This window comes from Streptomyces sp. NPDC046876, assembly GCF_040645035.1.
Classification (GTDB): domain Bacteria; phylum Actinomycetota; class Actinomycetes; order Streptomycetales; family Streptomycetaceae; genus Streptomyces.
Genome location: NZ_JBEYXK010000090.1, coordinates 17396 through 28097 on the forward strand (window position 1 = coordinate 17396; position 10702 = coordinate 28097).

The 10702-nt window shown below is 71.7% G+C and carries 13 protein-coding genes; 5 read left to right on the plus strand and 8 right to left on the minus strand.

Features of this window, described 5'->3' with window-relative positions; all coding sequences use genetic code 11:
* Nucleotides 1-199: 199 nt before the first annotated feature.
* The 6 genes from ABZ924_RS30980 to ABZ924_RS31005 form a co-directional block, all read right to left on the minus strand.
* Nucleotides 200-517 carry a hypothetical protein gene (locus ABZ924_RS30980; protein WP_361917051.1) on the minus strand — a complete coding sequence of 106 codons (318 nt, stop codon included), beginning with the start codon at nt 515-517 and terminating at the stop codon, nt 200-202.
* A 477-nt stretch (nt 518-994) separates the two neighbouring features.
* On the minus strand, nt 995-1684 hold the full coding sequence (locus tag ABZ924_RS30985) for a dienelactone hydrolase family protein (protein WP_361917054.1): 690 nt from the start codon (nt 1682-1684) through the stop codon (nt 995-997).
* A gap of 205 nt (nt 1685-1889) precedes the next feature.
* Complete coding sequence (locus tag ABZ924_RS30990) at nt 1890-2975, minus strand: PI-PLC domain-containing protein (protein ID WP_361917057.1); 1086 nt, start codon at nt 2973-2975, stop codon at nt 1890-1892.
* A gap of 291 nt (nt 2976-3266) precedes the next feature.
* Nucleotides 3267-4103 (minus strand): barstar family protein, encoded by an 837-nt coding sequence (locus ABZ924_RS30995; protein ID WP_361917060.1) that lies wholly within the window; start codon nt 4101-4103, stop codon nt 3267-3269.
* Nucleotides 4104-4429: 326 nt separating this feature from the next.
* The gene (locus tag ABZ924_RS31000; protein ID WP_361917063.1) at nt 4430-4912 is read right to left on the minus strand and encodes a nuclear transport factor 2 family protein; all 483 of its coding nucleotides are present in this window, start codon (nt 4910-4912) and stop codon (nt 4430-4432) included.
* On the minus strand, nt 4909-5679 hold the full coding sequence (locus ABZ924_RS31005) for a YafY family protein (protein WP_361917066.1): 771 nt from the start codon (nt 5677-5679) through the stop codon (nt 4909-4911). The genes ABZ924_RS31000 and ABZ924_RS31005 overlap by 4 nt, the downstream gene beginning before the upstream one ends.
* 259 nt (nt 5680-5938) lie before the next feature.
* Between ABZ924_RS31005 and ABZ924_RS31010 the strand changes: the two genes are divergently transcribed.
* The 3 genes from ABZ924_RS31010 to ABZ924_RS31020 all read left to right on the plus strand — a co-directional run bounded on the left by ABZ924_RS31010 (nt 5939) and on the right by ABZ924_RS31020 (nt 7432).
* Nucleotides 5939-6106 carry a hypothetical protein gene (locus ABZ924_RS31010; protein WP_361917069.1) on the plus strand — a complete coding sequence of 56 codons (168 nt, stop codon included), beginning with the start codon at nt 5939-5941 and terminating at the stop codon, nt 6104-6106.
* Between the two features lie 46 nt (nt 6107-6152).
* Nucleotides 6153-6692, plus strand: a complete 540-nt coding sequence (locus ABZ924_RS31015; RefSeq protein ID WP_361917072.1) for a hypothetical protein — start codon at nt 6153-6155, stop codon at nt 6690-6692.
* A 191-nt stretch (nt 6693-6883) separates the two neighbouring features.
* Nucleotides 6884-7432 (plus strand): GNAT family N-acetyltransferase, encoded by a 549-nt coding sequence (locus ABZ924_RS31020; RefSeq protein ID WP_361917075.1) that lies wholly within the window; start codon nt 6884-6886, stop codon nt 7430-7432.
* Nucleotides 7433-7772: 340 nt separating this feature from the next.
* On the opposite strand, the gene ABZ924_RS31025 is transcribed toward ABZ924_RS31020, so the two are convergent.
* Together ABZ924_RS31025 and ABZ924_RS31030 are read right to left on the minus strand one after the other, a co-directional pair.
* Nucleotides 7773-7940: a hypothetical protein gene (locus ABZ924_RS31025; RefSeq protein WP_361917089.1), complete on the minus strand. Its 168-nt coding sequence runs from the start codon at nt 7938-7940 to the stop codon at nt 7773-7775.
* Nucleotides 7941-7956: 16 nt separating this feature from the next.
* Nucleotides 7957-8586, minus strand: a complete 630-nt coding sequence (locus tag ABZ924_RS31030) for a hypothetical protein (protein ID WP_361917078.1) — start codon at nt 8584-8586, stop codon at nt 7957-7959.
* 185 nt (nt 8587-8771) lie between these two features.
* Between ABZ924_RS31030 and ABZ924_RS31035 the strand changes: the two genes are divergently transcribed.
* Complete coding sequence (locus tag ABZ924_RS31035) at nt 8772-10055, plus strand: histidine kinase (protein ID WP_361917081.1); 1284 nt, start codon at nt 8772-8774, stop codon at nt 10053-10055.
* The coding region (locus ABZ924_RS31040) for a response regulator transcription factor (protein WP_361917083.1) at nt 10052-10702 on the plus strand (651 nt) is incomplete at its 3' end. The genes ABZ924_RS31035 and ABZ924_RS31040, both read left to right, overlap by 4 nt.

Genomic DNA, 10702 nt, shown 5'->3' on the forward strand with positions numbered 1-10702 from the left:
CACAGGTACGGATTCGGCGGCGCGACCGGGGGTGGCGGCGGGTTCACGGGCGGCTGGGGCACGCGGCCCTGCGACAGTTCCTGAAGCCGGCCCGCGAGATCCGTCCAGCCGGGGTTGACGAGGTAGAGGCTGTTCACCGTGTCGGCAACGGCCTTGGCATACGTCCACGGGCCCACCGGGCGCTCCCGCAGCCGCTGCATCAGCCGGTCGAACTTGTCGCGGGTGGCTTCCGGCTGCCCGGGGAAAAGCGCAGCGGGCCGTGGGGGCGGAGCCGCACAGGGCGCGGAACCGGTCCAGGGTGGCCGCCGCCGTGCGGTCCGAGCCCAATGCGCAGCAGGCCGTAGGAGACGCCCAGGTAGTTGAGCTGCGGGTCGCCCACCGCCCGGCGGAGCAGCTCGAGGTACCGGGCGGTGTCGGCGGTCGACACGTGGCGCAGCAGGCCCGGGTCGCGCTTCTCGCGGCGCCGGCCGAGGTCCTCGTAGGCGTCGATCCAGGTCTTCCGCTCCTTCCCGCCCACCGGGAAGCCGCCCGGTTTGCCGGCGGGCCCAGGTGCCGGCCTCCTTGGCGCTGTCGAAGCAGTTCACGGCTGTGCTGCTGCCGATTCCGCGGGGGTCCCAGGGCCGCCCCGGACCCGCGGGTGGCGACGGTCAGCAGTGAGGGCCAGCGCCTCGCCCGTTTCGACATGCGCAACCTCAATGCCGACGGCCTGACCGGAGGGAGCTACGTCGTGCCCGACGGGCCGTTCCAGCTCCGCGGCGAACCCGTCCTCCGCAGCCGGGGGCGCGCCATCCAGGCCGCAGCACCGACGCGGCGTGCTGCGGGACAAGCGCCCCCCGTGTTGAACGCGTTCAAACCCTCTGGCAGCATGGGCGACGAGAGAATCTGCAGGGCTGCGGGGATGTGGATCCGCCTGCCCTGCTGGCCGCCAGCCGCAGCACTTCTTGAAAGCCGGACAGGGCTGGTCCGGTGTCAGGTCGGCATACGGACCGCAGCCTCAGCTGCCGGCCAGGGCGCGGCCCAGGAGGGGGAGCAGGCGGTCCCAGTGGCGCTCGAGCCCGGAGGCGCTGAAAGCGTCGGTATCGGACATGGTGAAGCCGTGGACGGTGTGGGGGTAGATCTCGGAGGTGTAGGGGACGCCCGCGGCATCCAGGGCCTGGTCGAGGTGGACTTCTGCGGTGAGCCGAGAGAAAAGGTCGGGGCCGTCAGCACCCACGGGGCCGTGGAACGCCGCGACGGCGGCCACCCGGCCCGGGTGGGCCGCGGCGGTGCGCATCGCCAGGAGACCGCCGATGCAGTAGCCGGTCACCGCGACCGGGCCGGCGCCGACCTCGGGCCGGCTGGTGAGGAACTCGAGGTAGGCGTCGGCGTCGCTCAGGACGCGGTCGGCTGTGTGCGCCTGGACCAGGGGCATCAGCTGGGCCGTGATCTGCGGGCGGACCTGTTCTCCGATGTGCTCGGGAAGTTCGATCAGCGGTGCCGGGCCGTGCCGGTAGAAGGGGTTGGGGACGAGCACGTAATACCCGTGCCCGGAGAGCTCGCGGGCCAACTCCCGCAGTGCGGGCCGGATGCCGAAGCCGTCGGCGTACATCAGCACTCCCGGGTGCTGATCGCCGTGATCGGGAAAGGCGGCGAACGCGTCGGCCTGACCGTCCGCGGTGGGAATCTGCAGCGTCTTGGTGGGCATGGCCCCTCCTGTCGTGGTTGATGCGTCGAACCTGTGATCAACACGACGGAGGCGGAGCTCGCGCAGCAGCGCAAGATCCTCGATCGAACAGCGGGCCCAATGGACGGGACGGGGGCGATCACCTCGGCGGATCCGGTGGGGCTACACAGTCGGCCCGTTCGGAACGGCGGCCGGCCGCGCTGCGCATCGGGGACGAAACACCCAGTCAGGGGCCCGCGTTGAGTTCGGCCACGATCGAGGCGGGGGTGTGTCCGCTGCCGTCGGACAGGCGGTGGAAGTCGACGGAGACGAAGTTCGGACTGCGGCCCCCGGTCGCGGTCCGGCACTGCTCCGCGATGCGGTTCCGGAGCTTGGCTCCATTGTCCAGGGCCGCCGTGAGGACCGTGGGCACGTTGCGGTGGTGGCTCATCGTGAACAGCCTCCGGAAACCCGGCTCCTGCCGGTCCAAGGGCACGTCGGGCCAGCGCGTGACGCACGCGAGGTCGTTGCCCAGGTCGCCCAGGCTCCAGTAGTTGCTCACCGTCCAGGACCTGTCGTACATGACGCCCAGGTGCTCGCGGTCGGACCGGTCTGAGAAGACCAGCAGACGCTTGCCGGCGGTGACGAGATCGGCCACCTTCGGCCAGCCCTTCTGCCGGACACCCCATTCGTCCGGCCGGAACAGCAGCTGGTCGATCCCGCGGACCCTGCCGAGGGACTGCCCGAGCTGCTCGGCGCTGACGTAGTCCTCGAGGAAGACGGTCACCACCTCCTGCGGATGGGAGGCCAGGAAGTCCACCACGGTCTGCATGGTGCCGTGGAAGGACTGCCTCGGCAGCGCGTAAGTGGCTCCGGCGAAGGTCTTGCAGTCGCCGTGGCACAGGTACACGTCGCTCGGATAACAGTCGCTGCCGAAGCTGATGACGCACAGCCAGGTGCTGTGCTCGTACCAGTGCGTATCCAGGCTCAGGCCGCGGACCCCGCCTTCGAGCTGGGCGCGCACCGACTCGGACTGGTTCACGGAACTCCAGCGGGAGTCCTCGTAGTTGGTGAAGGAGTTGTGAGTGGTCAGGAAGGAGACCTCGTCGAGGCGGCGATCGCCCCAGCGGGCGGCGGCCTCGGCCGCCCGTGCGGCGGCGGTGGGGGAGGGAGAGGGAGGAAGGGGCGTGGGCGCGGCCGCGGCGGTGCCGGGTGCGCCGAGGAGGGCCAACAGGAAGAGGAACACCAGGAGGCGCAGGCCCGTTCTTCGCGCCGGCGAGGTGCCGGAACGCGCGCAGACCGCATCCCTGGAAGGCGTGTCCATGTCAAACATGCCGGGGAGGGTAGCGCGCCCGGCGCCGATACGCCTCCCCTCGGACGGCATCGGCCGAATCCCGCCGCGCCGAGCGGGCCCGTGGCCCACGACCTCGTCCTGGGCCCCCGGAGCAAGGCGCCGACGGTTCTTGCGGGCCGCTTCCGTGCTGGATGAGTTCCAGTACTGCGATAGGCGGGCGGGGAGCCCTCCAACGAGCGGCCTGAACCACCTCCTCAGCCATCGGCATGCCCACCAAGGCCGTCGGTGACGGGTGGTGCGTCATCTACGCCAGACTCGTGCAGCCAGCAGTCACCGCAGGACGACGCGGACACCGCGCTCCTCGAAGATCTCCAGAAGCAAGTCGAAGACGGCAGGCTCGTCCGCACTGGTGGACCTGCTGTCCGTCAGCCGGGCTCTGGCCGCGGCGGAACGCTCCCATTGCAAGGCGAATGGAGGGGAGGCACCCCAGCCACCTCTCAGACAGTCGTCCAAAGCGTCGAGGTTCCAGCCGAAGTATCCGCCGGGGCCGTTGATGGCTTCACCGATCGCGCAATAGAAGCTGTCAAGGTCAACGATCCCCCGGCCGTCCAGCGCGAACACCTGACCGGCAGGCGCGTCGGCTCTCCCACGACGCTGATACGTGCGAGACCGCAACGCTACCGACAGCCATGCTCGTCGATCTGCGGCGGAAAGGTCACGCCACATGCCAGTGCGATTCAGGCGACCCCCATGAAGCAGCTTCCACACACTGTCCGCTCCGGGAAGTGCTTGATCACACCACAGGGTGAGCGTGAGATCGCGGAGTCCGGCATCGAGGGTGGAGGGTTGGACGTCGACGACCGTTACATCGTTGACGAAGTAGGACCCCATGGCTGCACCGTCGGCATCGAGGAGCTCGAACCAGGCGTTTCCCGTGACAGCTCGACGGCTGCCAACGTGCTCGAGGCTCTCACCAAGGCCACCCTGGGGCGCGCAGCCGACGAGACGGACACGGCGCGTGCCCTCTTCTTCTTCCTCCGGCAGAGGTGTGAACAACCCTTCGGCCGCGCGAGCAAAACCCCAGAAGTCGGCGTCGTTCTCGTCCGAGGTCAGGGCGTACCCCGGGCCTTCGGTGCCCCGGCCCGATGTTCGTCTCGCAATCCGCATAAGAGCGTTGATCCTACCGGCGAGGAAAGTCTCCACAGTGAGCCAGTCCCCAACGAACCCGGTGGCCCTATGGCGAGTTGCCAGAAGGACCAGGACCAGGAGCAGAAGACGGGACCCCACCGAAGCGATCACCGACACCCTGACCCGCCCGGACTCCTCGCCCTCGACCGCCACGACCAGGCGGGCGGGCTGCCCGCGGGGCGCCGTCGCCGCGACGCCGACCGCGGGGGGCCGCGGCCGTGGTCAGCGTCATGGGGGCGCCGGGCGGCCCGTCAACACGCACGGCCGCCGAGGGGGCCCGGACGCGCGGCCGGGTGGTGGGCGTGTCACGGCGCGAAGAGGCGGTCTCCGGTCAGAGACCAGACGGCTGCGATGCGGCTGTCGGTGATGGCCAGCAGGTCGATGCCGCTTTTGGTGACGGGCTGGCCCGAGCCGTCGGTGTAAGTGGCGGTCCAGCGGGCGGCCACCTCCGTACGGGCGCTGTCGACCACCGGCGGACCGTCGACCGCGTACGTGAGGCCCGGGCGCTCCTGGCGGTGGGCGGCGATGACCGCGGTCAGGTCCGGGCGGTCCAGCGTGGCGTCGGGGCCGGTGCCGGGCACCGAGTTGGCGAACCGGAGCCGGAAGTCGGGCGCGATGAGGTCGTCGGCGAGGGCGAGGTCGCCGTTCCACAGCCGTGTCCACCCGTCCAGCAGCGCGGTGCCCTCTGCGCGGGTCAGCGTGTCCGTTGCGGTTGAGGTATCGGCCGTTGCGGCAGCCGTCGGTGCAACGGTCGAAGCGGTGGAGACGGTGGTGGTCATACGGGTCATGGGGAAGTGCCTTCCTGTCGTCGGTCGGTCACCAGCTTCCACGCCTCGGGCGACACCCCCCTGTCGGTGTTTACGAGTTCGTCGAGACCGACGAACTCCCGGCCCAGGGTGTCGAGCTCCGCCAGGTCCACCACCCGCGGCGGAACGGTCTCGGGCAGTACTTCGACGTGCTGGATGCGGTCCAACCGGAAGCCGCGTACTGCGGACCGGAGCCGGCACCATCCGATGAGGTACCAGTGGTCGCCGCCGAGGAACCCCTGGGGTTCCACACAGCGGTCGGTCGCAGCGCCCTGCGCGTCGGCGTAGGACAGGCGCAGGACCCGGCGCATGGAGAGCGCTTCCCGCAGTGCATGCGGCACGCCGGCGGGCTGTCGGGCGGGCGCGGCGAGCCGGACCCTGCCGGCCAGTTCGCCAGCGCCGTGCCGCTCGCGCTGCGGCATGACGGCGAGGATCTTCTGCAGAGCAGAACGGGCGTCCCGCGCGAACGGCGTACCGGCCAGGGCGTGCAGGGCCACTGCGAGCGCAGTCGCCTCCGCCGAGGTGATCGTCAGTGGCGGCAGGGTTTGGTCCTTGGCGAGTACGTAGCCCCCGGTGCGGCCGGTCTCGGCGTAGAGGGGGACTCCGGCCTGCTGCAGGGCGGCGAGGTCACGCTCGATGGTCCGGGTGCTGACCTCGAACCGGCCGGCCAGCCAGCGTGCGCTGCGGGGCAGGGGGGAGGCGGCGCGTAGTTCTTCCACCAGGGCGTACAGGCGATCGGTTCGGTTCACGGGGAACGACCGTAACCCAGTTGCCACTGAGAGGGAGGGCGGTTGTGGTGTCAGTGGCTCAGTGGCTCAGTGGCTCAGTGGGCTGGAGTGCAGTGTTGCAAGCAGGTTGAGAACCCTGCTGGTGATGCAGGTGGCGTCGGGGTCTCACGGACCGAGGCGCAAGCAGCGAGTCGGACCTCGCAGATGCGGAAGCCCCGCCGGACTGTCCCCCGCCGGCCAGACCGCGAGCGCCGTCTCAGGCGGCGTGGTGGCGAACGCCATGTCGTCCCGCCCACCGGTGGAGTTCCCCGCCCACGACCGTACGGCCGGCAGCCTCTGCCTGGGCGAGGGCATCGCCACCACCGGTCTGCTGCTCACCGCGGCAACGGCGATGCCCTCGCAAGGCGCTTCGGCTTCGCCGGTGACGACGCACTTCGGTCACGACTAGGAGCAAGGGATGGGATGGTCGTGTACCTGTGGTACACGCTGTGCCCATGGCGAGACGATCACAGGTCCGGGCGGGTACGGCGGGCGGCTGCCTCCTCAACGGATGCCTGACCCTCCTCGGCCTGCTGCTCGTGGCTGTCGTCGGCGCGTGGATCTGGCTGGAGACGCAGCCGGCGCGTGACGAGGCCGAGGCGCGGAAGAACCTGCGGATGAACGTCGAACGGTCCCGCGACCGGCTGGGCGGGGCAGCGGCCGACGGCGGCCTGTCCGACACGGAGATCGCCCGGGTCTTCCCTCCGTCGAAACCCGGCAAGGGCCTCGTCGGCGTGACGCGGCAGGGCGGCGCCGTCACCGTCGTCGCGGAAGTGTCAGGCCGGGGACCGTCTCGGGCCTTCATCTCCGGGTACGAGCGGTCGGTGGCGGGCTGTTACGCCTTCGAGGTGCCGCCCCCGTCCCCCGGCGCCCCGCGGCCCTCCGTCCGCGAACTGCCGCGGGCGGCGTGTGCAGCGGGCCCGGCCACGCCCCCCGAATCCAGTCGTCAGAACCCAGCTGCCACATCGCCCGGCCGCGGTGAGGCGTCGCGCTGACGAAAGCCATCTGCCAGGGAACCATCCCCGGCTTGCACGTACCAGGCGGCATCGGCGTGCACCCCGACCACCTCGACGAGGCCGTCCAGCGCCACCGTCCCTGCACACGTGTCCCGAACCAGAAGATCTTGTGAGCGGATGAATGCCCCGGTTAGGCTGCCTCGTCCCGCAGACCAGGGAGGATCCGCACCATGAGCAGCACCACGTCGCCCTTTCCCGATCGCATCGAGCTCACGGGCGAAGGCCTCGTCCTGCGTGACTGGACAGAAGCGGACCTGGCTGCGATGCCGGAATTGTTCGACCACCCCGACATCGCCTACTGGACGCCGATCGTCTCACCCTTCGACGAAGCAGCCGCCCGCGCACGACTGGACCGGGACCGGCGGCTGCGGGCGGAAGGCACGGTCATCCTGCTCGCCATCACCGTTGACGGCGGCGCGCCGCTCGGAGAGGTGATGCTGCGACGCGCCCCCGAGGGTACGGAGATCGGCTATGCGGTCGGCCCGGCGCACCGCGGTCAGGGGCTGGCTGCGCGGGCGGTACGGGTGATGGCTGCGTACGCATTCGAGCAACTGGGCGCGGAGCAAGTCATCCTGGAGCTGGAAGCCGAAAACGGCGCCAGCGTTGCCGTGGCCACCAAGGCGGGGTTCAGCCTGCTCGACGTGCCGCTGATCGAGGGCGAGGAGAAGGGCCGGCCTTACGCCCTGCAGACGTGGGGCCTGCTGCGCGCGGCCTTTTGACGGCGGCCAACTTCATCTTCTCCACCAAGTTCGTCGGCAGCGCCGTCTCGAACGTCTTCGGCGCGGGTGGAGGCTCCGGCAGTGGCCCTGACCCAACACCGCGGGACCTCGCGGAGTGCAAGAACGCCCTGGAGCAGCAGAGACGATCCCGACGGCACCATCCGGCCTCACGGCCGTCCCGGACGGCGAACTCGCCTCGGTCGAGGAGGTCGGTTCCGGCTGGTTCGCAGGCCCGGGGCCGGTCCTACGGCCGGACGGCGCGCCCGAAGCGGCCTCGACGCGACACGCCGGCCGGCGCCGCCCCCGTCGGGCTGGGATCGGCGCCGGCCCTCCGCCTGCGTCAGGCTTGCTGCCCGCGCCGACGCCGGTAGTAGGCGACCGTGACCACCGCCAGGAGCGGACCCCAGGCCAGCAGCGGCGCGTAGCAGGCGGTCATCAGCCAGGCGGACCCGCCCTTGGGCGCATCGGCGCCGCTCATCTCGTCGTTCCAGCCCCCGCACGCCGCCATGGCCGCGATAGCGCCGTCACCGGCCCTCGCCGGGCTGCCATCCGCTCGGCAGCGCGGGCAGGTCCCCGTGCGTGACCTTGAAGCCCCCTTCCGTGACCGGGGCGAAGGGAGCAGGGGCCATGCACGTGCCGACCCTGGATGCAACCGGCTTGCCGTCGACGACGTCCAGGTTGGCGACGCCCCAGCTGAAGCCGAACCGGCCGCGGCCCGGGCCCCCGTTCTTGACGCTGAACCCGTAACGGGTGCCGATGTCCGCGGGGTCGGCGGACTTGGTGACCACAGCGGTGAGCGTCGCGGTGTCGCCTCCGGTGACCAGGCAGTCCACAGCGGCTTCCGCCGTCCGGGTCTCCTTCGTCCGGGCCACCCGGTGGGAGATGGTGACCGTGCCACGGGCGTCGGTGGGCATGCCCTTCGGCAACGGCTCGATGGGGCGGCTGAAGGGCGCCGCGGTGGCGTTCACGGTGAAGCGGATCTCGTCGTCGGGCGCGTAGGTGTAGAAGATCCGTCCCTGCCCGCTGACCTTGGCAGGGCCGCTCGGCTTGCCCGCGGCGGAGGAGGGCGGTCCGCTCAGTGCGGCGAGGACCGTCGTGGCGGCCAGCACCACGACGGCGAACCGGCGGCGCGGGGTGGCGAGGATGCCGGACATGGGGGCTCCTTGGGTCGGTGGACCGCCGTCTCGGCGGCCGCGGTCTCGGTCGACGGGTTCCACCCTCGCTTCGCCGGCGGCGCCCGGACCATCTGCCGATCAGCGGATCTCCCGCTCTCCCGGCAGGCCGCTCCCTCTGCCGTTCGGCAGAGGGAGCGGACCGGTACCGCCCGTAGGATCAAGGAGTGGGGAAGACACAGGACTTCGGGCGCCGGGACGTCATGCTGACTGCGGCCGCCCTGGTGACGGGGTGCACGGCGCTCGGAGCCGTCGCCGTCGTGCACGGCGGCATGGCGCAGCCCTACGGGGCGGCGTCGGCGATCGCCGCGGCGACGGCGCTGCTGTGGGCCGCGGTCTGCTGGCCCCGTTCGCGTGAACGCCTCGGCCTGCCCTTGTCGTTCGCCGCAGCCCTGTCCCTGGCCACCACTGCCTTCGCGACTCCGCCGACCGTGCCCGATGCGTCGTGGGCGCGACTGGTGGAAGTGGCGGTACTGCTGGTGCTGCTCGTCGTCGCGGTCCGCTGGGTCCCCTTGCGGCACGCACCCGCGACGGTCGTGCCGGCGGGCGCGGCGGTGGCGGCGTGGACGCTGCCGCTGGTGCCGGAGCCCTCGCTGCTGTCGCTCGCCGGCGCGGCGGCGTTCTGGTCCCTGCCCGTGGTGGGGGCGACCGTCGTCGGCGGCTACCCGCGGCTGACGGAGTACCGCAGGCAGCGCCTCGTCGTCGAGACCCGCCGCGCCCAGCAGCTCGAACTCGCCCGCGACCTGCATGACTTCGTCGCCCATGACGTCAGCGGGATCGTCGCGCAGGCACAAGCCGCGCGGTTCGTGGCGGAGGCGCACCCCGCGCAGGCCCTGTCGGCCCTGGAGCGCATCGAGGCGGCCGGACTCAGCGCGTTGGCCTCGATGGACCGGATGGTGAAGACGCTCCACGAAGCGGACGGCGGTGAGGCCGGGCCAGCGGCGGCCGCTGGTGTCGAGGCGCTGCCCGGCGTGGACGGGCTGGCCGCCCTCGTCGCGCAGTTCTCCTGCGCCGGGCCCGCCCCGGCGGCGCGCCTGCACGTGGCGCCCGGCGCCACGGACGGCCTCTCGCGGGCCGCCGGTTCGACGGCCTACCGGGTGGTCGTCGAAGCCCTCACCAACGTACGCCGCCACGCCGCCGGGGCCTCGCGGGTCGAGGTGACCCTCACCCCGGCCCGTACCGCCGATGGTGCTCCTGCGCTCCGGGTCGAGGTGGCCGACGACGGCGGCAGCGGGCGGCCGGCCGAGCGGACCGCGCCGCGTACGCCCCTGCGGCGGGCGGGGGACGGCCACGGCGGCCGCGGGCTGAGCGGCATGGGCGAGCGCGTACGCGCCACGGGTGGCACGCTGTCCTACGGGCGCCGCGGGGAAGGCGGTTGGCGGCTCGTCGCCGTGCTGCCCGTGGCGGCCGTACCGGCAGGCGCCCCCGTAGGGGCGGAGCACTCCTCGTGAGCGGAGCACCCACCCGCATCCTGCTGGCCGACGACCAGGACGACGTACGCAGTGGGTTCCGGCTTGTCCTGGACTCACAGCCGGACATGACCGTGGTCGGCGAGGCCGCCGACGGAGCCACGGCGTTCGAGCTGGCCCGGAGCCTGCAGCCGGACGTCGTCCTGGCCGACATCCGCATGCCGCGGCTCGACGGGCTGGAGCTCACCCGCCGCCTCGCCGGTCCGCAGGCCCCGCACCAGACCCGGGTCATCGTGGTGACCACCTTCGACCTGGACGAGTACGTGCACACCGCCCTCCACAACGGCGCCAGCGGCTTCCTGCTCAAACGCTCCGGGCCCGCGCTGCTGATCGAGGGGGTCCGGGCGGCCATGGCCGGTGACGCGCTCATCAGCCCTCAGATCACGGTACGCCTCCTGCGCCGGCTCACGACGCCCCCGTCGCCCCAGGCCGCAGCCGCGCCCCAGGCCGGGGCACGCGTCGTCGATCCGCTGACCGACCGCGAGCGCGAGATCGTCCGGCTCATCGCCCGCGGCCACACCAACGCCCGGATAGCCGCCGAACTCTTCATCTCGCCGGGAACCGCGAAGACCCACGTCGCCAACATCCAGACCAAACTGAAGACCGCCAACCGGGTGGGCATCGCGGCG